The organism is Brevibacillus gelatini (assembly GCF_003710935.1).
Taxonomy (GTDB): Bacteria; Bacillota; Bacilli; order Brevibacillales; family Brevibacillaceae; genus Brevibacillus; species Brevibacillus gelatini.
The window spans coordinates 1-22476 of sequence record NZ_RHHS01000039.1; the positions used below are offsets into that span (position 1 = coordinate 1).

Genomic DNA, 22476 nt, shown 5'->3' on the forward strand with positions numbered 1-22476 from the left:
GTTTGAGACAGCCCCTTCTCAGAGTGCGTACCGCAGACAAACTCCTTCTTCTGCAACGGCAGCGAGATCGTAGAATTTCTTCCTTCTCCGGTTTCTTCTCTTTCCGTTTTCTTTCCTCTTCGCTATATGATTGTTCGTTGCGCGGGTCTTTGGCATATGGTCAAAAGATCTGGCCAGAGTATTCACCAAACTTTTCTTCTTATGGATGATGTTATGGATGGTGGATTTCCCTAAGCGAACCGCCTGATTCATGCTGCCACCTGTTCAAGTTCCGGTATTTCATTAAAATATAGAAGTAACTGTAACCCTCACGCAATCAAAACGACAGCCCTCTATCCAATGCCCTGTATCGAATCGCCTCCGCGACGTGAGCAGCTTCTATCCGCGCTGCTCCCTCCAAATCCGCAATCGTTCGCGCCACCTTGACGATTCTGTCGTACGCCCTCGCGCTAAGCCCCAGCGTCTCAAACGCTAGTTGCAATATTTCTTGCCCTTCTTTGTCCAGCTTGGCATACCTTTGCAGCTCTTCCGCATTCATCATGCTGTTGAACGGGCTGCCTGGCCGATGCCGATACCTGTCACATTGAATAGCCCGCGCCTGTTCAACCCTCGCCCGGATGTCGCGCGATGATTCTTCCTTGACACGGTTGTGCAGCAGTTGCACAGGCACGCGCGGGACTTCGATATGCAGGTCAATCCGGTCCAACAGCGGCCCCGACAGCTTGGAACGGTATTTGTTTATTTGCTGCGGTGTGCAGGAGCACGTCTGCTTCTCCCGGGTGCCGAAAAATCCACACGGACACGGATTGCACGACCCGATCAGCAAAAATCTTGCCGGAAAGGTAAACACCTGCTTGGCCCGGCCAATCGTCACAATCCCAGCCTCCAGTGGCTGGCGCAGCACCTCAAGAACGTGGCGGGAAAACTCCGGCATCTCGTCCAAAAACAAAATTCCGCCATGTGAGAGGCTGCATTCGCCCGGTCGGGGAATTTGTGCCCCTCCCCCGATCAGAGCTGTAGCTGTAATCGTATGATGTGGAGCGCGAAACGGCCTTTCTTGAATGAGTCCGCCATCGCGCTTCAATTGACCTGCAATGCTGTATATTTTCGTGACCTCGTACGATTCGTCCATCGTCATTTGAGGCATGATGCCTGGCAGACAGGTGGACAGCAGCGTCTTGCCACAGCCGGGCGGTCCGACCAAAATGACGTTGTGAAAGCCGGCTGCCGCGATCTCCAGCCCGCGTTTGACGAAGCGCTGACCGTACACATGCGCAAAATCCGGTGCCTGCGGGGCCACAGGGGCCTGGCTGGCTCGCGTTGAAGCAGATGCTGCAGCTTGCGGATTTTTGGGCTGCAGTCCTTCTTTCCAATACTGCACCGCTTCCGTCAAATTGGCGGCAGGCAAGACGATAATCTCGACCAGATGCGCTTCGGCGGCGTTTGCCTCTGGTAAAATGACATGGGTAAAGCCCGCCTTCGTCGCTTCCAGCAGGATGGGGAGAACGCCCGTCACAGGACGCAGAGAGCCATCGAGGGCAAGCTCTCCAAGAATCAAAATGCGCTCTTCGCGGGGCAGTATTTGCTTGGACGCAAGCAAAATGCCAAACGCGATGGCAAGATCAAAGCCAGAGCCTTCCTTGCGCTGGTCCGCTGGCGCCAGATTGACCGTAATTCGCTGCATCGGGTAATCGTAGCCAGCATTGCGCAAAGCTGCACGAACGCGGTCTCTCGCTTCCTTCACGGCAGAGCCGCCCAGCCCCACAAGATCGAACTGCGGCAGTCCATTGGCAATGTCCGTTTCTACGCTCACCATCATCCCGTCTATGCCGAGAACGGTCCCGGAATAGCTGCATGCGTACATATTCTCTCCCCCTTTGCTTTTAGCGTAGGAAAAGAAAGTGGGGGTGTGCAAGTTTATTGCGGGGGTGGGGATGTGAATGCGTAGCGCTAGGTTTATGGAGTTTTTAAGCCCTCTAATTAGACTTGACCCACTTTGCTATTTATCAATGTCACTCCTCGTGAAGTCATCATGTTTATTAGGTGGTGTTATAATTGTTACATGAGTGCTTGAAAAGCCTATTATTCTACGACCTGAACAATCTAGTTGAAGAAGCCAAACAGAAAGCATTGGGGCATGTAAGGTACTTGGCTGAGAAAAAACAAGAATTGACACTGACAGCGAGACGAGCAGTTCTTGAGCAGTCACTACGAGAAAAAGCAAGCATTTCTTTCCCCTCGGCTCCACCTTGCAGCATCCACCCAACACAAAAAGACCCGCTACCCCATGCGCGAGTCTTCTGCTCCTTGACTTGACAGCCCATTTGCCGCTGCAGCCACTCCCCCATCGCTCAATGCATCGTCCTTTCAAAACGAAGCACGGCCTGGAGCGATTTGTTTTAAGAAAGCTCCTTTTTCACATTGGCAATGAGCTTGTCCGCATTGTTTTCATCGTTGTCAAACATGACGAGATCGTGCAAGACGATGCCTTCTACAGTTTGAATGGCATCCGACAGCGAGTCGGCCAGCTTTTGCATGTCGATTTTGTCTGCTTTTTCTACGTCTAATACGAGTACCAGCTTTTTCTTCATGATGGGAATCCTCATTTCGCTCAAAAATAATCGTTAGGAAAAATCGTATATACCAACGGCATTATACCAAATAATTGCCGGGCAATCGACCGTGAGCTTGCTTTTCCATTCATCCGCGACCATCCAGTATCCTGGCACTTACGCGTAGCAGCCTTTTTCAAAGACGATGACAGATTCACAGGCAAACCCTCGTCTTCAAACGCATAGGGAGCGTAGACGCCAAAGCCGTAGCGAAACGAAGTAAAACCGTCCCCAGTCGTTTGCAAATCAGGATCATGCTCCCGCACGAACGCTTCTACTTCCTGATACGGCTGCCCCAGCAGATTTTTACCGAAAAAAAGAACTTCAACATCCGTATGAAACTCCATGGCTGCTCCCCCATCCCCGTGCTTTTTGCTCATGTGACACTCGCGTCATTTCGTCCAGGCCAGGCGCAAATAGCGGCGGTACAGCGCATCCAGCCTGGCTGTACAATCGGGGATGCTGTCTGTGTACTCGCTCGCACAGGCGCTCCATTTTTCCAGTTTCTCGTCAATGTACGCGTGAATCACTTCGATCCTTGGTTCCAGGTCAAGCTCGTCTCCCGCCATTTTCCGGCGCAGCAGCTCGTCAATTTCCCGCCGCAGGTCCGCATCTGTCACCAGCTCGTCTACCAAATGCTGAAACAGAAGCGGCGGATTTGTCCGGTATTTGTGAATCCATTCGCAAGCCAGGAGCGGGCGCAGGACGTAAAAGTATGTTTTGATGCGCACGCAGTCCCCCTGCAAATCCTTGCGGTAGTTTCCTTTCGCCATGCTCAAATAGTGGAGCATCGCTGTTTTTGGCGAAAACAGCTCGTTGCCCATTTGAAGCAGTTCCGCGCGAAATCCGAGTTCGTCCCGGTAAACGATACCGGAAGCCAGCCATTCGTGCAGAGCCGGGTTCGATTTGCGAAACAGCTTCAACGCCTTTCGAATATCCCAGCCGTTTATATCGAGCCTTTCATCTATGGGCAGTTCCACGACATCCCGTTTGTCATCAATGGACAGGTACCACTCCGGCTTCCGCACATAAACAAAACGCACATCGTAGTCGCTATCCTGCGAGGGAAAACCCCAGGCCCGGCTCCCGGACTCGACGGCAAACAGCACCTTCAGTTCGTGCTCATTTTCGATCTCCCGCAGTTTTTGTTTGATGAGTTCCTGCATCTTGCCATCTCTCCCAACATTTCTGAGCGCAAAACAAACGCAAACGTGTAATACTAATTTTTACCATCAACCCTGATTGTAGCAGTGTCTGCCTCAAGGATCTACTTCCGGCTGCCCAGCCTGAAAAAAACTCGCTGAACCCGTTAGTCTGGATTCAGCGAGCGCGTTTCCTGCGTTATTTCACAGTGACTTTGATCTTTACTTCTTCGCCTTTGTATTTGGCTGTAATCGTTGCGGTTCCTTTTGCCTTCGCTTTTACTTTTCCGCTCGTGGAAACGGTAGCGACCGAAGACTTGGACGTGCTCCAGCTCGCTTTTGAACCGGAGAGGGTCTTCCCATCATAGGTCAACGTGATTGTTTCCGATTCCCCTTTTTTCAGGCTCAGACTGGTGTCGTCTGCCTCCAACAGCTTGCTGCCTTTGTCGTCAACCGTAACTTCGATTTCGACTTTTTCACCTTTGTACGTAGCCGTAATCGTTGCGGTTCCTTTCTTTTTCGCTTTCACAACGCCATCGTCGTCAACAGTCGCGACAGATGATTTGGATGTTTTCCACTCTGCTTTGGAGCCTTTGAGCTTTCCGCCGTCATAGCGGAGCGTAATCGTTTCCTCTTGCCCTTTTTTCAGCTTCAATTTGGTGTCGCTTGCTTCCAGCAGAGCCGCGCTGCCGTTGTCAACGGTGACTTCAATCTCTGCTTTGTATCCTTTGTATGTCGCAGTGATGGTTGCCTTACCTTTGCCTTTTGCCGTAATAACCCCATCCGATACAGTCGCTACGGAAGACTTGGATGTTTTCCAGGTCGCTTTCGATCCGGCAAGTGTGCTTTTGTCGTAGGTCAGCTTGATCGTTTTCTTTTCGCCTTTTTTCAGCGAAATTTTGCTGTCGCTAGCCTGGAGTTTGCCGGATTGGCTGTCGACTACATCCACGTTAATCTTGACCGATTTTCCTTTGTACTCGGCCGTGATAACGGCGGTACCGCTTGCTTTCGCTGTAATTTCGCCTCTTTTTACGGTCGCTACAGATTCATTAGAAGATTTCCAGCTCGCATCGAGACTGGATAGTGTTTTGTTGCCATACTTTAGCGTTATCGTTTTCGTATCGCCTTTTTTGATGCTTACAGACGTACTGGATGCTTCCAGTTTCGGTTCTTCGATCACGGAAACGCGAATGCGGATCGAATCTCCATTGTATTTCCCGTTAATGACATACATGCCCTTCTTATGTCCGGTTATGACCCCATTGCGAATTGTTGCAATTGAGCTATTGACAGGTGTCCAGCTTACAAGCGAAGGATCCAGCGGGCGACCGTTGTATGTCACCTGCAAGGTCAACGGCTCCCCGATTGTTACCTCCACATGATACGAGGGTGCCTCAAGCCCGCTCGACGCGGCTTTTGCTACATAGCTGCTTGCGGCTTGGGCGGTTGGTACTTGTGCAGACGCAATGCCCGTTACGGCGAACTGAACGGCGCAGATGGCTGCGACAGCGAGTGAAACGTTTTTCATTACATTTCTTTTTGTCAGCTTCATGTTATCCTCCACATTGTTTGCTTCATCAAATAGGACGAGTAAAATGGAAAAACGTCACATGAAATCACAAGTTTTTTAGAAAAACATTTGTTTTTAAAAAAACTTTTGTCAGGTGTTAAAGAGACTACCGTTTCACTCATTGAACAAATCAGGCTTGTCCCGCCTAGCAACTTATGATGGCAAAAAGAAAAATGCCTCCCAGCCTATGCCTGGAAGGCCAATGATGATGCTTGGAGGAGTTTCATCGCGTCGAGTACAGTACATTGTACGCAGGTACAGTGACCGTTGCTGTAGACATATCCCCATTATCCAGGCAGCTTGGAGCCCGTTTTTTAAAAGGCCCCTACAAAATGCTCGATTGTCGGTTCTATATGCTCGCCACGGGTCGAGCCGGGCTGGAAAATGGCGACGACATCAAATCGAAAAGCAGGCACCTGCCGCGGCAGGGCCTGCAAATAAGCGACAGCCAGCTCGCGCAGCTTTTGCTTTTTCCTCCACGTAACAGATTCGGCGGCCGTACCGCAGGCAAGACTGCTCCGGGTCCGAACCTCTACAAAGACAAGAGTCTTGCCATCCTGGGCAATCAGGTCAATCTCGCCCTGTCTCGTGCGTACATTTTGCCCGATGATCTGATAGCCTTTTTGCAGCAAATAATGCTTCGCGAGCTGCTCGCCTCGTTGTCCGAGAAGCCTGCGACGGTTGCTCATCTTTTGGCTCCCCCTTTGTCGAGCCGGTACACAAAGGCGAGAACTTCCGCCACTACCTGATACAGCTCAGGTGGAATCTGCTGGTCAAGATCGAGCTTTCCCAGCACTTCCACGAGCGAAGGGTCTTCCTGAATGGGGATGTCGTGCTCTCTGGCTGTTTTCAGCATATTCTCGGCAACGAAACCTTTCCCCTTTGCGACCACTTTTGGCGCTTCCATGACCCCGGCCTGATATTTGAGCGCTACTGCCTGCTTCCGCTTGTTGTCAGGGGATTGGTTCATATGCGCACATCCACCCCTTTGTAATCGGCAAAAATCGCTCCTTTGGCCTGACACACTCCCGGCTTGCTGCTCTGCCTGTCCGGTATCGGCTGAATGCGCATGGCGGACAAATGATAGCCCACGTCGTGCAATTGCTTCGCAAACTGATCCTTCGTTTCCTGGACCAGTGCCTCCAGCCAGGGGGAATCATTGAAGATTTGCAGGTTGACGATCCGGTTCACAATCCCGACGTCGACCATCGTCGTCCCCATGCCCTTTAGCTCCAGATGGAAAAACAGGCGGCAGTTTTCCGGGTCCAGTTTGCCGCTTCCTTGCTTTTTCGCTTCGATCTGCACAAAAGCCGTCTCATCGCCTTCTGCCTGGCGAATTGGAATTTGCAGCACGATTTGCGACAAAGTGTGGTTGCCCGGCTGCACCATCATCAACTGCTGTCCGGTTACTTGCTGCAGCAATTGTTCGGCTGCCTCGCGCAGCGCGGTCGGCACGGATTGCGCAGGAGCCTGACTGATCTGCAAAAGCAACGATTTCACTGTTTCGAGCTGCTTGTGCGCTCCCGGATCGACTGGCTGCTGGCCAAGCGCCTGCCCCATCAATTCGCGTTCATGGTTGATGCCCAAGTGCCGAAACAGTTCGAAGAGCGGGTTAGTGGAGGGTGCGCCTGCTCCAGTCCCCGTCACAGGCGGCTGCATTGCGCCATTCGCCTGTTGTCCGCCAGAAGTGTCAATAGCCCTGGCTGTCGCGGGAAGCTCGATATTTGCCCCCTGATTTTGCCCGGGAAAAAGTCCGGAAGGCTGCTGGCTGTTTTTCGTCCCTTCCAAAGCTGCTCCCGCTGGAAAAGCGCCGCCAGTCTGCTCAGGAACATCTCCCGCCTGGCGCATGCCATTTGCCGAAGCTGCGCTGGAAGGCGTTTCACTCGCCCCTGCTTTTGGCAAAGCACCTGGCAGACTGGTCGCTTTTCCCGAACCGTCAGCCGGCTGGCTGGCTGGCACTTGCGCTCCCGCCAACGGCATTCCGATTGATCCGGGAGCTACAGAAGCGTTTGACGCCGCCCCTTGCACGTTTGCAGACAACGCCGGGGAAGGGAACTGGCTGGCATTGCCTGTCGCCGCTGGCGCTGTGCCTTGACTGGGTGCATTCCCTGGTACGGCTGGTGCTGTACCTTGACTGGCATTTCCCGGCGCGGCTGATTTGTTGGAGACAGCCGCATCCTTGGCGTTTTCCGCTGTCGGCAGCAGCAAAGGCAGGGCAGCCAGCTTGTCTTTCAGTTGACCGACCACTTGCCGCACATCCGCGCTCATCGCTCCCGCTGCGCCTGGCCCGGAAGCAGAAGGCTGTCCAGGCGGCTTGGCGGCATTTTCCTTCTGATTCAAAAACAGCGTCGCTTCCTGCAAAAACTGCTGAATCGCCTGACTTAAGGGCTTGCCGGACACAAACGCCTTCAGTCCCGCAACCGAATCCGGCGTCAACGGCAAATTGCGCTTCATCGCCAAGAGGAAAGCATCGACCGTCCGCTCATCCATCCCGATCCGCTCTGCCACCTGCGAAAAAGCCTGAACGATCTCCTTGGTGACAGGCAAATTGGCATTCACGAGCGCCTGTACGATTGCCTTGCTCTCTTTTGTCTCCGCAATGCCGAGCGAGCGCATCAGGCTTTCCAGCGATGCTTCCTTTCCATTCGCTTCCGCAGGCGTGTCCAGCACTTTCAAGGTTACGACTCCAGTAGAAGGCTGAACCTGCAGCCACGCCTTTTGACCCGCTTCAAGATTCGCCTCCATCTTGGCCAGAACCTGCATCCCGCCGATTTGGACCAGTGCCATTTGCTCCGGGTAATGCTTGACCACCGTGCCTTTGAATACTTGTCCGGGCGTCAGCTCTACCGGTTTGACATTAGCCGAAGATGTCTTTTGCACGAAAGACGACATGATTTGCGACGTGGAAAACATGGACTCCCCTCCTTCGAAAGTGCTGTGCAGTCAGTCAGGCTTGTTCTTTCACCCCGGTAAAGCTCATGCGGTGAAGCGGTGTCGGTCCGTATGCAGCAATGGCTGCGAGATGCTCGGCTGTCCCGTAGCCCGCATTTTTCTCGAAGCCGTACTGCGGGTATTGTTTGGCGTACTCCGCCATCATCCTGTCTCTCGTCACTTTTGCCACGATGGACGCTGCTGCGATGGATACGCTTTTCGCATCGCCGCCAATGATCGGGATTTGCTTGCAGGACACTCCTGCCAGTTGCACTGCGTCGATCAAAAGCACATCAGCAGGCACCCTGGCGTCTTCGATGGCTGCTTTCATCGCTTCCCTGGTCGCGTTCAAAATATTGACCGCATCAATTCGCGCAGCGTCGACGATGCCGATTCCAACTGCAACCGCATCCCGCATAATCACTTCGTAAAACGCCTCACGTGTCGCCACCGGAACCTTTTTCGAATCGTTCAAGCCTGGCAAATAAAAATCTTTTGGCAAGCAGACGGCACTCGCCACGACAGGTCCTGCCAATGGCCCGCGACCTACCTCGTCCACCCCAAATACGTGCTGGTGTCCGTCCGCATAGAGTGCGCGTTCGTATGTACTCATCTCGGTCCATTGTTGCTGAAGCTTGGCCTGCCGAGCCTTCGCCGCTTCCACCTGCTTCGCCAGCGCCTGCACGCCTGCCCGTTTGTCCGCTTGCAAACATTGTAGAAAATCACTAGGTACTTCGTCCAATTTTTCGATCGCCATCCGTATTTCTTTTATCGACATATCTGCCAGATTCATTGACTCATTTCTCCTTCTTATGAAAAAAACCGTCTATCAGCAATGGATAGACAGGTTTTTCGTGTGCGCCAATCGTTATTCCATAAGCGAGAGCGGCTTGCCGATCGGTTCGTCCATTTCCCAGTCAATCGGGCGTTCCAGGGAGATCGTCCCGAGCTTCCCGGAGCGCAGCTCCCGCAAAAAGATTTCCGCCGCCTTGTCGTAATCGATGTTGCCGCCCGAAATGAGGCAGCCGCGCTTTTTCCCGATCTCCTCCAGCATGGCGATGCGATCTTCCGGCAGCTCCTTCAGCTTGAAGCGTTCGATCAAGCGTTCCGGATAGTAGTGCATCATGTAGCTGATGACAAACAGCGCTACTTCTGTAAAGTCAAGCAGTTCGTCCTTGATCGCACCGCTTGCCGCCAAGCGCAAGCCAACCATCTGATCCTCAAACTTGGGCCAGAGGATCCCCGGAGTATCGAGCAGTTCAAGCGTGTCGCCCATCTTCACCCACTGCTGCGACTTCGTGACAGCCGGACGGTCGCCCGTTGCGGCAACAGAACGCTTGGACAGGCGGTTAATCAGCGACGATTTTCCGACGTTGGGGATTCCTAAAATCATGATGCGGATCGCACGCGCCTGCATTCCGCGTTCGCTGCGCTTGGCCAGCATGTCCGCCGCCAGCTCCTTGCACAGCTCCGGCAGCTTATTTACGCCTTTTCCGCTCAAGGCATCAATCGGCAGCGTGCGAATGCCCTCTTTGCGGAAATAGGCCATCCATTCTTCTGTTGCCTTCTCGTCCGCGAGATCGGCTTTGTTCAACAAAATTAATCTCGGCTTGTCACTGACAATCTCGTCAATCATCGGATTCCGGCTGGAAAGGGGCAGCCGCGCATCGAGAAGCTCGATCACCACATCAATCAATTTCAGCTTTTCCGTCACCTGGCGGCGCGCCTTGGCCATATGTCCGGGAAACCATTGGATCGTCATGTTGTCTCACCTACCTTGAAGCAATTGCAATTATCTCGTCATGCGAATACTTGAGATCGGCCAGAACGTAAATTCCGCTCTGCCAACCACGGTGCTGACAGCAACAGGACCGATTGCCCGGCTGTCATGGCTGTTCGGCCGATTGTCGCCCATCACGAAAATATGGCCTTCCGGCACCGTGACGGGTGTGAAGTCATTCGTAAAATACGGCTCTCCCTGCTGTTTTGCCTGTTCCTTATGTTGTGCAAGATATGGCTCTTCAACCATGTTGCCGTTGATGTAGAGCTGATCGTCTTTCACCTCGACGGTATCTCCCGCCACCGCGATGACGCGCTTGATAAAGTCGCGCGTCTTCTCTGCGCGAAACACGATGATGTCCCCCGGCTTCGGCTCTTGCAAATAGTAAATGGCCTTGTTCACGACCAGTTTTTCGCTGTTATGTAACGTCGTTTCCATGGACTCGCCCTCGACAATAAACGGGGCAAACAAAAAGGTTCGAATGAGAAAAGCGAGAATCAAGGCAATACCAAGCGCCTTCGTCCATTCCCACAGCTCATTTTTCTTCGTGCGACCGGAGGATACTTCTTCGCTCATCACTTTCGCCCTCCCAACATGGCTCGTCCAACCCTGTAAATGGAAAAAAGAGGCCTGGCAAGCAGACCAGTCCCCTTTTCAAGCGCTTCGCTTATCGACGAATTTCTTTAATACGAGCTGCTTTACCTACGCGATCGCGCAGATAGTACAGTTTCGCACGACGTACTTTACCATGACGCACGATTTCGATCTTGTCGATCTTAGGCGTGTGTACTGGGAACGTACGCTCAACACCTACGCCGTAAGAGATCTTACGAACAGTAAATGTTTCGCTGATACCTGTACCGCGACGGCGAATAACTACGCCTTCGAACAGCTGAATACGCTCACGCTGACCCTCGATAACCTTAACGTGTACACGAACGGTGTCACCAGGTCGGAACGCAGGAATATCCTGTTTCAATTGCTCTTTTTCCAATTCACGGATAACTTGGTTCATTTCAATTCCCTCCTTCCGATAGACGTTCTTACTCGTCTCACCAGTTTGGCTCGGCCATCCGGCAGGAGGCCGATTACGAATAGCGGACCGCCTTAGTCAGCGGGCAAAATTGCCACAAGAAGTATATTAACATAGTAGGCAGGAAACTACAAGACCTGCTCTACAATTTTTCTTCCATGTTTTGCTCTTGCTCAAGCTCTGCCAGTAGCTTTTTCATCTCGTCTGTCAGCTCAAGCTTCGCAAGCAAATCGGGACGGCGCGCCTTCGTTCTGCGCAATGATTCTTTCAGGCGCCAGCGCTCGATGTTGGCATGGTGGCCGGAGAGCAAAATATCCGGGACCTTCCAGCCGCGAAACTCCGCCGGCCGCGTATAGTGCGGATATTCGAGCAATCCGGTCGAAAACGAGTCCTCGACGGCCGACGACTGATTTCCCAGAGCACCCGGCTGCAGGCGAACAATGCTGTCGATCACGACCATCGCCGCCAGCTCGCCGCCAGTCAGCACGTAGTCGCCAATCGAGATTTCGTCCGTGACCAAATGCTCGCGGATGCGCTCGTCATAGCCTTCGTAATGGCCGCAGATGAATACGAGATGCTCCTCCTGGGCCAGCTCCTCCGCCAGCTTTTGGTTGTACGGCACACCTTGCGGGCACATGAGGATGACACGCGGCTTCTTGTCTCCTGTGATCGCTTCTACTGCCCGAAACAACGGCTCGGGCTTCAGCACCATCCCCCCGCCGCCGCCGTATGGCGTATCGTCCACCGTTCCATGCTTGCTCTCGGAAAAATCGCGAAAATTGGTGACGTGAAAGTCGACCAGCTGCTTCTCGCGGGCTTTTCCCAAAATGCTGCTGGACAAGACACCTGTAAACATTTCGGGAAACAGCGTAAAAATGTCAATCCGCATCGGAAGCACCTCCTACAGCAAGCCTTCCATCAGATGGCAAACCACACGTTTGTTGGCAATGTCCACTTCTTTGATGCAGTCGTCGATAAACGGCAGCAAAACCTCTCCGCGCCGCCCTTTTACGACCCACACGTCATTGGCTCCCGGCTGCATCACATCGACGATTTTTCCGAGCTCTTCCCCTTCGTCCGTGAACACGACGCAGCCGACCAACTGATGGATGTAAAACTCGTCCTCTTCCAGCTCCATCAGCGCTTCTTCCGGAATTTTCAGTTCGCCGCCCTTGTATTTTTCGATGTCGTTAATATGTCCATAGCCTTCGAAGCTCAAAATCTCAAAACCTTTATGGGCGCGACGAGTCGCGACTTTCAGCTTCAACGGCTCCGCAAGAGACGGGTGAAACAAGAAAAGCTCGCTTCCTTTGCGAAACCGTTGGTCGGGAAAATCCGTCGTTGAAACGACGCGCACTTCGCCCCTGAGCCCGTGCGTATTGACCAGCTTGCCCACCTTGTAAAACTTTTGGCTGCTCAAGCGTATCCACTCCTTCTATTCATCGGCTGCATGTCCTGCCGTTTGGCGAATCTCATGCACTCGTCCATCTTTTATCATGATTTCCGTTCCGGCCATGATTTCATCCCAAACATCGCCTACTCGGATCGTGACAGGACTTTGCACAGTCTGATAGTCCATTTCGCTGCCCTCGGGAAGACTCTCTGCCTGCTGCAAGGCAAAAGAGAGCTGCGCGATTTTTTCCTTGCGCCTCCGCTCTTCCTGGGCAATCTTTTCTTGCGCAAGCGCATATGTATCCGCAGACTTTTTCTTCGCCTTGGCCAAAATTTTTTTCGATTGGAACTGCCATTGCTCCCATTCTTCGCGCTGCTGGCGAAGCTGTCTGCTGTACTGGTCAATCAGCACAGCACGGGACGCTTCCGTCATGATGAGTTTGACCTGTACCGACCGAAAAATCGTGAGCATGTCCTGTCACTCCTTTCGTCGTATCCGTTCCTATCAACAAAAAAGACTGGGAAAGCTCCCAGCCTTTTTTCAAACAATCTCAACCGTGACACGCTTGTCCGTTTCCACGGATGCCGCCATCACGACAGTACGCAGGGCTTTGGCGATCCGTCCTTGCTTGCCGATGATCTTCCCCATATCATCAGGGTGCACCGACAATTCATAAACGAGAATGCGCTCTTTGTCCACTGCATTCACACGAACCTCATTCGGATGATCGACGAGAGCTTTTGCGATCGTTTCGACCAGCGCTTTCATCATCAGACCTCCAGATGACCGACTTACTTGCCGTATTTGGTTTCGTGTACTTTTGCGAGAACGCCTTCTTTGGAGAGAAGGTTACGAACGGTATCAGTCGGAGCTGCACCATTCAGGATCCATTGTACCGCTTTTTCGGTATCAATTTTCACCACTGCCGGTTGAGCAACCGGATTGTAGTAACCGATTTCTTCAATGAAACGGCCATCGCGAGGGGAACGGGAGTCAGCTACTACTACACGGTAGAAAGGAGCTTTCTTGGAACCCATGCGTTTCAGACGGATTTTAACTGCCATGTTGTGTCACCTCCTGTATGGATCAACGCAAGATGAACATCTGCGTTGGTGCTACTATATCTGAACCATCGCGCTGGCTGACAAGTCAGCGGCGCGAAGAGATCATGCAAGTTTACTTGAACGGTGGTTTGAAATTGAACGGGAAGTTCATGCCGCCTTGGCTGTTTCCTTTTCCTTTGCCCAGGAACGGCAGTCCGAAGCCGCCTTTTTTCTTCGACTTCTTGACCATCTTGTCCGCGACGCCAGAGAATTGCTTCATCATTTTTTTCATTTCCTCGAACTGCTTGATGAACCGATTCACTTCCTGAATGCTTGTGCCGCTACCGTTTGCAATGCGCTTGCGACGGCTGGCGTTCAACAAGTCAGGGTTGGCACGCTCTGCCTTGGTCATGGATTTGACGATTGCTTCCACGCGGGCAATCTGCTTCTCGTCCACGTTCATTTTGCCTTTCATCTTGTTCATTCCGGGCAGCATGCCGAGAATGTCTTCAAAAGGCCCCAAATTGCGCAATTGCTGCATGGAATCCAGGAACATGTCGAAGGTAAATTCCCCTTGACGCATCTGGCGCTCCATGTCGCGCGCCTTTTCTTCATCCACGGACGCCTGCGCCTTTTCGATCAGGCTGAGTACGTCACCCATTCCCAAAATGCGGGAAGCCATGCGGTCCGGATGGAACGGTTCGAGCGCATCCAGCTTTTCACCTGTCGCCGCAAACTTGATCGGCTTTCCGGTGACAGCTTTGACGGATAGTGCCGCACCGCCTCGGGTATCCCCGTCGAGCTTGGTGAGAACCACGCCAGTCAGTTCGAGCTGGCTGTTGAAGCTCTCCGCCACATTGACGGCGTCCTGACCTGTCATCGCGTCCACGACGAGCAAAATCTCATCGGGCTTGGCAACTTCGCGAATTTGCTTCAACTCGTCCATCAGCGCTTCATCAATATGCAGGCGACCTGCCGTATCGAGAATCACCACGTCGAGGTGATTGGCTTTCGCGTGTTCAATTGCCTGGCGAGCAATGTCAACAGGACTGACTTGATCTCCGAGAGAGAAGACGGGAACATTCAGTTGCTCCCCCAAAACTTGCAGCTGCTTGATCGCAGCCGGACGGTAAATGTCCCCTGCCACCAGAAGCGGCTTCTTGTTTTGCTTTTGCAAATACTTGGCCAGCTTACCAGTCGTGGTCGTTTTCCCCGCCCCTTGCAAACCCGCCATCATGATGACGGTCGGCGGACGGTGTGCCATCGTCAACTGAGCTACGCTGCCACCCATCAGGGCGACCAGCTCTTCGTTCACGATCTTGATAACCATTTGGCCTGGCGTCAGGCTTTTCATGACTTCCTGGCCGACTGCGCGCTCTTTGACGCGAGCGACGAAGTCTTTTACTACTTTGAAGTTAACATCTGCTTCCAGCAGGGCAAGGCGGACTTCCCGCATCGCTTCATTGACGACGGTTTCGTCGATCTTTCCTCTGCCGCGCAGTTTGTCAAATGCGTTTTGCAGCCGATTGGCCAAGCTTTCAAACGCCATGCGAGCCCTCCTAATCCATCTCTGACAGTTGGTGGAGCAAAGTGTTCAGCTCGTCTCTTGTCTCGCCTTCCGCAAGCTCATTCACAAGCTCGCTCATTCGCGCCAGCACTTCCATTCGCTTTTCGTGGCGCTGTGCCAGACGAAGCTTCTGGTCGTATTCGAACAGCTGCTTTTCCGCCCGCTTGATGTGGTCGTAAACAGCCTGTCGACTGACCTCGTGCATCTCGGCAATTTCCCCGAGCGACAAATCATCCAGATAGTAAAGCTCCAGATATTCTCGCTGCTTGCCCTTGAGAAGCGGTGCATAAAAGTCAAACAAGAGATTGACTTGATTGGTCTTTTCCAGCATGCAACCAATCCTTTGCTGTGAGGTACTCGATTCGCAACTGTAAAGGCTTTTTCTTTACAGCACGTAGATTATAGTACCTAATTCTACACCTAGTGTCAAGGTTTTTTATTGACATCTTTTTTTACGTTCCAGACATTATGATTTTACGCGTTTTCCTGCGCTTCGGCTTCATCTTTTTGGATCAGCCCGGCAAACAGCGCATGCACAAACTGCTCCGGATCGAACGGCTGCAAATCGTCCATTTTCTCGCCAAGGCCGACGTATTTGACCGGAATGTTCAGCTCGTTGCGGATCGCAATGACGATCCCGCCCTTCGCCGTACCGTCGAGCTTGGTAAGGACAAGGCCTGTCACTCCGGCGGACTGGCCGAATGTCTTCGCCTGGGACAAGGCGTTTTGCCCTGTCGTGGCGTCGAGGACGAGCAATACTTCATGCGGCGCGCCAGGCAGTTCGCGCTGCAGCACGCGGTGTACCTTCGCCAGCTCCTCCATCAGATTGACCTTGTTTTGCAGACGTCCGGCTGTATCGCACAAAAGCACGTCGACCTTGCGCGACTTGGCGGCCTGGACGGCGTCGTAAATGACAGCGGCTGGATCGGAGCCTTGCTGCTGCTTGATGACGTCAACGCCGACGCGCTCGCCCCATACCTCCAGCTGCTCGATCGCGGCTGCCCGGAACGTATCGCCTGCGGCCAGGAGCACGTTTTTGCCCTGCTGCTTGAACATGTGCGCCATTTTCCCGATAGTCGTCGTTTTGCCGACCCCGTTGACCCCGACAAACAAAATGACATTCAGGCGTCCGTCCTCGATGTTGAGCGCACTGTCTGCCGCCTCGTCGTTTTTCAGCAGGGCCACCAGCTTCTCCGACAAAATCGGTTGCAGGTCCAGAGCGTTTTCGATTTTTTGCTTGCGCACTTCTCCCCGCAAATCGTCGATCAACTCCATGACGGTGTTGACTCCGACGTCGGACGTAATCAAAATTTCTTCCAGCTCATCGAAGAAATCGTCGTCGATTTTTTTGTAGCGGCGGACGAGATCCTCTACTTTTTCCACCAGCAAATCTCGCGTTTTCGCCAGTCCATCCGTAAACTTCTGGGTTACTTCTTCGGATTTTTGGACAATCGCGTCACGAAGTCGCTTGAAAAAGCTCATGTTCATCTTCCTTTGCGGATAATCTTGTCAAAAAGCTCGCATGAAGTCGAGCTTCAGTTGTAATCTCATTTTTCTTGCTTGCGGGCACTGACGATGCCGCGGCGAATTACGAGGCGGATTCGACGAATTTGTCGCTGTCTTCCAGCTTGACCGAAACCAGCTTGGACACGCCGCCTTCCTGCATCGTAATCCCGTATAAAACGTCAGCGCTCTCCATCGTGCCTTTGCGGTGCGTCACGCAAATGAACTGCGTCTGGCTGCTGAACTGCTGCATGTATTCGGCGAAGCGGTTGACGTTTGCCTCGTCCAATGCCGCTTCCACCTCGTCGAGCACGCAGAATGGCACGGGCTTGACACGCAGAATGGCAAAGAGCAACGCCATCGCTGTCAGCGCACGCTCGCCCCCGGAGAGCAGGGCCAGGTTTTGCAGCTTTTTGCCTGGCGGCTGCGCCACGATGTCGATTCCCGTTTCGAGCAAATTGTCCGGGTTGGACAGAAGCAAATTGGCCCGTCCGCCCCCGAACAGCTGCACAAACACGTCGCGGAACTGCTCGGAGATCGCTTCAAACGTTTCCTTGAAGCGGCGCGACATCTCCGTATCCATCTCCTGAATCACCTGATAGAGCATGTCTTTTGCTTCATTCAGATCGGCTTCCTGCGCACTTAAAAACTGCTGGCGCTCATAAAGCCGCTCGTATTCCTCAATCGCTCCGAGGTTAACCGTACCCAGTGCGGCAATTTGCTTTTTGAGCTGGGCGACGATTTGCATTTCCGCTTGCAGTTCCCCGCGCGGCGGGTATTTCTGCTTCGCCAGATCGTAGCTCATTTCGTATTCTTCGGAGAGTTTGTTCAACAGATGGTCAAGCTCTACCTCACTGCGGTTGACCTTCACTTCCTCCTGATGAAGCTTTTCCTCCAGCGCCTTGACCTCGCGGCGAATTTCTTTTACCTGCACTTCTACCTGCTCCTGCTTGTGGAACAGCGTCGCCCGCTCGCTGCGGCGTTCGGCAATCAGCCCGGCCACGCGCTCCTTGTCCTGACGCAGCTCGGCGATCCGCTGATCGAGCTCAAGCCCGGACGATTCGTTCGTGCGCTCCAGTTCGTCGAGTGCGGCGAGGTTCGCGTTTTGCTCCTCCCATTCGCGCTGGAGCAAGTTTTTTTGTTCGAGCAGGCGCTCCGTCTGCTCCAGGCGGGACTGGTGTTCCTGTTTCACCTGGGCGTTCAGCACTTTTAAGCTGGTAATTTTCTGGTTCATTTCTTCCTTGGATTCCAACTGTTCCTGGCGCTTGGCCTCAGCTTCGGCGATCTGCTCGTTCAGCTTCTGCTCTTCCTGCTCCAGGACGGCCAAGTCCGCTTGAAGCTTCTCCTGCTTGCGCAGCGCTTCTTCCATCTCTTTTTGGTAGGCGGCAATATCTTGCTCTACCAGCTTGGCCCGTTCGGCAAGCGAGCGTCCCTCTGCTTCGGTTTGCTGCAGAAGGCCCTTGACTTCCTGCTCCTTCAGCCGCAGCGCTTCGCCTTGCGAGCGGAGCGCTTCCTGTTCTTCTTCCATGCGGCCAAGCTCTGCCGCCAGTTGTTCCATTCGAGTAGTATGTCCAGAAATTGCCTCTTCGATTTCGCGCATTTGCGCTTCGAGTTCTTCTGCCTGGCGATTGCGTCCGAGCAGGTTGGCGCTGTTTTTCTTCAAGGCGCCCCCTGTCATCGAACCGCCTGCGTTGACGATATCGCCTTCGAGCGTCACGACGCGGTAGCGATAGCCGAGCGTGCGGGCGACGCGGTTTGCCTGCTCCAGCTTTTCCGTAACGATGACGTTGCCGAGCATGCTTTCCACAATCGAACGGTACGTGTCCTCAAACGACACCAGCTCGCTGGCGATCCCGACCACACCGCTTTCTTTTGCCAGCAATTGGCGGTCACTGGCCTGCAAGGTGCGCGACCGGATGACATCCAGCGGCAAAAAGGTAGCGCGACCTGCATTGTGCTGCTTCAAGTAAGCAATCGCGGCGCGCCCAGCCGCCTCGTTATCGACGACGACGTTTTGCAGCGCTCCGCCCAGGGCGACCTCGACTGCTGTTTCGTACTGCTGCGGCACAACGACCAGCTCGGCGACCGCGCCGTGGATGCCTTTGAAGCCGCGCTCGCGTGCCTTGAGAATTTCTTTTACCCCTTGCTGGAACCCGGCAAATTCGGACTGCATCTCTTTGATGAGGTCGAGGCGGGACTTTGCCGCTTCTCTTTTTTGCTCGGACTGGCGCAGTTCCCGGCGCACCTGTTCCATGCGCGCTTGTCCATCGCGCAGGCCGTCCATTAACTGCTTGTAGCGGCTAACTGTATCCTGAATCGACTGATCGATCTGGGTCAGTTGCTCCTGCAGCTCCGCCATTCTCACCTGGCGCTGCATCTCTTCCAGATCGAGCTGCTCCTTGCCGGACAGTTGGCGGTCGAGGCGCGCCTGCGATGTCTGTACGAGTTGCTGCTGATGGCGGATTTCGTTGCGCAGGTTGGCCATTTCGTTCAGCTTTTCAAAGTAATCGCCTTTCAATCGTTCCACATCGTCTGTCAGCGACTGGACCATGGAGAAAAACTGCTCTTCTGCCTCCTGCAACGAGGCATGCGCTTCCGCCAGACGCCGATCCGCTTCCTTGGCGCGCTCCTGCTCTTCCGCAAGTTCCGCTTCCAGCGCGTGCTGCTTCTCCGTCAGCCTGTGCATCTGCTCCATCGTCTGCTGGCGATTGGCGCTCAAGTTGCGCATCCGCTCGCGCAATACTTCGCGCTGGCCTTCTACCTTTTCCGTCTCTTCACTCACCGTCAGCAGAACGTGCTGCAACTCCTCGATCGACTGATCGATTTGTGTGACCGAAAAGCGGGCCTGCTCCAAATCCGCTTCGTGCCTGGTCGCTTCCGTCGTCTGCGTAATCAAAAGCTCACGCAGCTCCTGCACACGCTGCGTCGCGGCCTCCCATTTGCTGTGCGCGGCCTCGATCTGCTGCACGTACAGCGCGACTTCATGCTCGACCAGCTTGCTGTGCAGCTCGTTGTACAGCTTCGCCGTCTCTGCCTGCTCTTGCAGCGGTCCAATCTGCTCGTTGATTTCGCTGACGATATCGTGGATGCGCACGAGGTTTTGCTCGGTATCATCGAGCTTTTTCTCCGCCTCGCGCTTGCGGGTCTTGTACTTGACGATTCCTGCCGCTTCTTCAAAAATGCCGCGGCGATCTTCTGACTTGGTGCTGAGAATTTCTTCGATTTTTCCCTGCCCAATAATGGAATACGCTTCTTTTCCCAGACCCGTATCCATGAACAGCTCCATAATGTCCTTCAAGCGGCAGGCTTTGTTGTTTATGTAATACTCACTCTCACCGGAGCGGTAGACTCTGCGTGTGATAGAAACCTCTGAATATTCCACATCGAGGGAACGATCCGTATTATCCAGGGTGAGCGTCACTTCGGCAAAGTTCACTGGCTTGCGCTTGTCACTGCCCGCGAAAATAATATCTTCCATCTTCGCCCCGCGCAGCGACTTGGCACTCTGTTCTCCGAGCACCCAGCGGATCGAGTCGGAAACGTTGCTCTTGCCGCTTCCGTTTGGACCGACTACCGCTGTCACTCCCGGTACGAACTCCAATTCCGTCCTGTCGGCAAAAGATTTGAATCCCGCCAGCTCCAGACGTTTCAAATACATACTTACGGTCCTCCTTACCAAACCATCCCAACTGCCCGGTATGCACGGCATGAATCGGATGGTACCCGAAAAGAGCCCCTGTGTCAGACAGGAGCTACTCCACTGAGAGTCTTCGTGGGCATATCGAGATAAGTGTATCACAGAAAGCTGCCTTCACGCAGTATTTTCCCAGCTTTTCCAAGCCGGAACAAAGAAAGCTACACCACCTGCGCCCGCAGATGATGCAGCTTTCTTTTTCGTAAGCTTCTATTTCTCCCCCAGCTTTACCAATGCCCGGGCTGCTGCCTGCTGTTCCGCTTCTTTTTTGGAGCGGCCAGAGCCAATGCCAAGCGAACGATTGTTCAAAAGCACTTCCGATACGAACTCTCGATTGTGAGCTGGTCCTTTTTCTTCTACAATGCGATACTGGATGTCTCCCAGATTGTCCTGTTGAACAAATTCCTGCAACTGGCTCTTGAAGTCTGTCACCTGGGCAAACTCTCCCTTGTCGATTTTGGGGTAGACGTATTTTTCCATGAAGGAAAACACGGCATCCAGGCCCTGATCCAGATAGAGGGCACCAACAAAAGCTTCAAAAACGTCCGCTAGCAAGGCAGGTCGCTGGCGTCCACCAGTCAACTCTTCCCCTTTTCCCAGCAAAACGAGATCGCCAAAATTCAACAGTTCAGCAAATTTGACGAGAGAAGGCTCACAGACAATCGCTGCCCGCAGCTTTGTCATTTCGCCTTCGCTCATCTTCGGAAAAGTTTTGTATAAAAACTGGGAAACAGTCAACTCAAGCACAGCATCTCCCAAAAACTCCAGCCGTTCGTTGTCTGATATCCGTTTGCCGCGTTGCTCGTTCACGTAGGAAGAATGGGTGAATGCCTGCCGCAGAATGCTCTCATCCCGAAAGCGAAAGCCTATCTTCTCTTGCAGCTGTGCAAAATTCATCACCCTCACCACCATTCCAGGAGACTGCCTACTTTTTTTCTCAGTAGGGCTCATTTATTCTTCGTATCGTTTCAGAACCACCGTTGCATTATGACCACCGAATCCAAACGTGTTGGAAACAGCCACACGGACGGTCGCCTTGCGCGCATGGTTAGGAACATAGTCGAGATCACATTCCGGATCAGGGTTTTCCAGGTTGATCGTCGGAGGAAGCACCTGGTCGCGCAGGGCAAATGCTGTCGCAATTGCTTCGACACCGCCTGTCGCTCCGAGCAAATGGCCTGTCATCGACTTGGTCGAGCTGACAGCCAGCTTGTAAGCGTGCTCGCCAAACACCTCTTTGATCGCCAGTGTCTCCGCAATATCGCCCTGATCGGTAGAGGTACCGTGTGCGTTGATGTAGTCTACCTCTGTCGGATCAATACCTGCGTCACGCAGCGCATTTTTCATGCAGCGCGCCGCCCCTTCGCCGCCTGGCGATGGAGCCGTGATGTGATGGGCATCCGCGCTCATGCCGTAGCCGATCACTTCTGCGATGATGTTTGCGCCGCGTTTTTTTGCGTGCTCCAGCTCTTCCAGAATCAGCACGCCTGCCCCTTCTCCCATGACGAAGCCATCGCGGTCTTTGTCAAACGGACGGCTCGCCTTTTGCGGCTCGTCGTTGCGAGTGGACATCGCTTTTGCGGAACAAAAGCCGGCAAACGCCATCGGACGAACCGTCGCTTCCGCTCCCCCTGCGATCATCACATCCGCGTGATCGAACTGGATCAGGCGCAGGGCATCCCCGATTGCGTTTGTTCCTGTCGCACATGCGGTAATCGCGCTGGAGGTCGGTCCTTTTGCTCCGAATTGAATGGAGACTGCACCGGAAGCCATGTTGGCAATCAGCATTGGAATGAAGAACGGACTTACACGGCGTGGACCTTTTTCCAGCAGCACCGAATGCTGCTCTTCCCATGTAGACAGCCCGCCAATTCCGGACCCGATGTATACACCCACTCGTTCCGCATTTTCTGGTGTAATTTCCAGCTTCGCATCCTCTACCGCCATTTTGGCAGCAGCCAATCCAAACTGAACGAATCGGTCTGTACGTCGTATTTCTCTTTTGTCCAAGTACAGCTCAGGGTTGAAGTCTTTTACTTCACCCGCGATCTGCGTCGGAAAATCTGAAGCGTCAAAAGCAGTCAAGCGGTCAATACCTGATTTTCCTTCCAGCAAGCTGTTCCAGAAGGTCTGCGCGTCATTTCCCACCGGGGAGACGACACCAACGCCAGTAATCACCACTCTTCGTTTCATTACGATCACCTCTAT

24 protein-coding genes are annotated in these 22476 nt (G+C 53.4%); all 24 read right to left on the bottom strand.

The window, feature by feature from the left end; genetic code table 11:
* Nucleotides 1-18: 18 nt before the first annotated feature.
* The 24 genes from EDM57_RS16070 to fabF all read right to left on the bottom strand — a co-directional run bounded on the left by EDM57_RS16070 (nt 19) and on the right by fabF (nt 22461).
* Nucleotides 19-252 carry a hypothetical protein gene (locus EDM57_RS16070; protein WP_122905708.1) on the bottom strand — a complete coding sequence of 78 codons (234 nt, stop codon included), beginning with the start codon at nt 250-252 and terminating at the stop codon, nt 19-21.
* Nucleotides 253-316: 64 nt separating this feature from the next.
* Nucleotides 317-1864 (bottom strand): YifB family Mg chelatase-like AAA ATPase, encoded by a 1548-nt coding sequence (locus EDM57_RS16075; RefSeq protein ID WP_122905709.1) that lies wholly within the window; start codon nt 1862-1864, stop codon nt 317-319.
* A gap of 535 nt (nt 1865-2399) precedes the next feature.
* Nucleotides 2400-2591 carry a hypothetical protein gene (locus EDM57_RS16080; protein ID WP_122905710.1) on the bottom strand — a complete coding sequence of 64 codons (192 nt, stop codon included), beginning with the start codon at nt 2589-2591 and terminating at the stop codon, nt 2400-2402.
* Nucleotides 2592-2611: 20 nt separating this feature from the next.
* Nucleotides 2612-2959 carry a hypothetical protein gene (locus EDM57_RS16085; protein ID WP_246005828.1) on the bottom strand — a complete coding sequence of 116 codons (348 nt, stop codon included), beginning with the start codon at nt 2957-2959 and terminating at the stop codon, nt 2612-2614.
* Nucleotides 2960-3004: 45 nt separating this feature from the next.
* Nucleotides 3005-3778 carry a nucleotidyltransferase domain-containing protein gene (locus EDM57_RS16090; RefSeq protein WP_122905711.1) on the bottom strand — a complete coding sequence of 258 codons (774 nt, stop codon included), beginning with the start codon at nt 3776-3778 and terminating at the stop codon, nt 3005-3007.
* A gap of 175 nt (nt 3779-3953) precedes the next feature.
* Nucleotides 3954-5306, bottom strand: coding sequence for an Ig-like domain-containing protein (locus EDM57_RS16095; RefSeq protein WP_122905712.1), 1353 nt, complete (start codon nt 5304-5306; stop codon nt 3954-3956).
* Between the two features lie 332 nt (nt 5307-5638).
* On the bottom strand, nt 5639-6013 hold the full coding sequence (locus tag EDM57_RS16100; protein ID WP_122905713.1) for a YraN family protein: 375 nt from the start codon (nt 6011-6013) through the stop codon (nt 5639-5641).
* Nucleotides 6010-6294 (bottom strand): EscU/YscU/HrcU family type III secretion system export apparatus switch protein, encoded by a 285-nt coding sequence (locus EDM57_RS16105; protein ID WP_122905714.1) that lies wholly within the window; start codon nt 6292-6294, stop codon nt 6010-6012. Before EDM57_RS16105 ends, EDM57_RS16100 begins: the two co-directional genes overlap by 4 nt.
* Nucleotides 6291-8237: a hypothetical protein gene (locus tag EDM57_RS16110; protein WP_122905715.1), complete on the bottom strand. Its 1947-nt coding sequence runs from the start codon at nt 8235-8237 to the stop codon at nt 6291-6293. Before EDM57_RS16110 ends, EDM57_RS16105 begins: the two co-directional genes overlap by 4 nt.
* Nucleotides 8238-8271: 34 nt before the next feature.
* A complete protein-coding gene (locus EDM57_RS16115; RefSeq protein ID WP_122905716.1) occupies nt 8272-9048 on the bottom strand; it encodes a ribonuclease HII in 777 nt (258 codons plus the stop codon).
* Nucleotides 9049-9123: 75 nt separating this feature from the next.
* The gene (ylqF, locus tag EDM57_RS16120; RefSeq protein WP_122905717.1) at nt 9124-10017 is read right to left on the bottom strand and encodes a ribosome biogenesis GTPase YlqF; all 894 of its coding nucleotides are present in this window, start codon (nt 10015-10017) and stop codon (nt 9124-9126) included.
* A 30-nt stretch (nt 10018-10047) separates the two neighbouring features.
* Nucleotides 10048-10611, bottom strand: a complete 564-nt coding sequence (gene lepB / locus EDM57_RS16125; RefSeq protein ID WP_122905718.1) for a signal peptidase I — start codon at nt 10609-10611, stop codon at nt 10048-10050.
* A 91-nt stretch (nt 10612-10702) separates the two neighbouring features.
* Nucleotides 10703-11050, bottom strand: coding sequence for a 50S ribosomal protein L19 (gene rplS, locus EDM57_RS16130; protein WP_023557202.1), 348 nt, complete (start codon nt 11048-11050; stop codon nt 10703-10705).
* Nucleotides 11051-11210: 160 nt separating this feature from the next.
* Complete coding sequence (gene trmD, locus EDM57_RS16135; RefSeq protein WP_122905719.1) at nt 11211-11957, bottom strand: tRNA (guanosine(37)-N1)-methyltransferase TrmD; 747 nt, start codon at nt 11955-11957, stop codon at nt 11211-11213.
* Between the two features lie 12 nt (nt 11958-11969).
* The gene (gene rimM / locus EDM57_RS16140; protein WP_122905720.1) at nt 11970-12488 is read right to left on the bottom strand and encodes a ribosome maturation factor RimM; all 519 of its coding nucleotides are present in this window, start codon (nt 12486-12488) and stop codon (nt 11970-11972) included.
* 15 nt (nt 12489-12503) lie between these two features.
* Nucleotides 12504-12932: a YlqD family protein gene (locus EDM57_RS16145; RefSeq protein ID WP_122905721.1), complete on the bottom strand. Its 429-nt coding sequence runs from the start codon at nt 12930-12932 to the stop codon at nt 12504-12506.
* A gap of 69 nt (nt 12933-13001) precedes the next feature.
* The gene (locus tag EDM57_RS16150; RefSeq protein ID WP_122905722.1) at nt 13002-13229 is read right to left on the bottom strand and encodes a KH domain-containing protein; all 228 of its coding nucleotides are present in this window, start codon (nt 13227-13229) and stop codon (nt 13002-13004) included.
* Nucleotides 13230-13252: 23 nt separating this feature from the next.
* Nucleotides 13253-13525 (bottom strand): 30S ribosomal protein S16, encoded by a 273-nt coding sequence (rpsP, locus tag EDM57_RS16155; protein WP_005834322.1) that lies wholly within the window; start codon nt 13523-13525, stop codon nt 13253-13255.
* Nucleotides 13526-13637: 112 nt separating this feature from the next.
* A complete protein-coding gene (ffh, locus tag EDM57_RS16160; protein WP_122905723.1) occupies nt 13638-15053 on the bottom strand; it encodes a signal recognition particle protein in 1416 nt (471 codons plus the stop codon).
* Between the two features lie 10 nt (nt 15054-15063).
* Nucleotides 15064-15402, bottom strand: a complete 339-nt coding sequence (locus tag EDM57_RS16165; protein ID WP_122905724.1) for a putative DNA-binding protein — start codon at nt 15400-15402, stop codon at nt 15064-15066.
* A 143-nt stretch (nt 15403-15545) separates the two neighbouring features.
* On the bottom strand, nt 15546-16553 hold the full coding sequence (ftsY, locus tag EDM57_RS16170) for a signal recognition particle-docking protein FtsY (RefSeq protein WP_122905725.1): 1008 nt from the start codon (nt 16551-16553) through the stop codon (nt 15546-15548).
* Between the two features lie 106 nt (nt 16554-16659).
* Nucleotides 16660-20232 carry a chromosome segregation protein SMC gene (gene smc / locus EDM57_RS16175; RefSeq protein ID WP_122905726.1) on the bottom strand — a complete coding sequence of 1191 codons (3573 nt, stop codon included), beginning with the start codon at nt 20230-20232 and terminating at the stop codon, nt 16660-16662.
* A gap of 246 nt (nt 20233-20478) precedes the next feature.
* Nucleotides 20479-21165, bottom strand: a complete 687-nt coding sequence (gene rnc / locus EDM57_RS16180; RefSeq protein WP_420796658.1) for a ribonuclease III — start codon at nt 21163-21165, stop codon at nt 20479-20481.
* A gap of 54 nt (nt 21166-21219) precedes the next feature.
* Complete coding sequence (fabF, locus tag EDM57_RS16185) at nt 21220-22461, bottom strand: beta-ketoacyl-ACP synthase II (RefSeq protein ID WP_122905728.1); 1242 nt, start codon at nt 22459-22461, stop codon at nt 21220-21222.
* Nucleotides 22462-22476 lie beyond the last annotated feature (15 nt).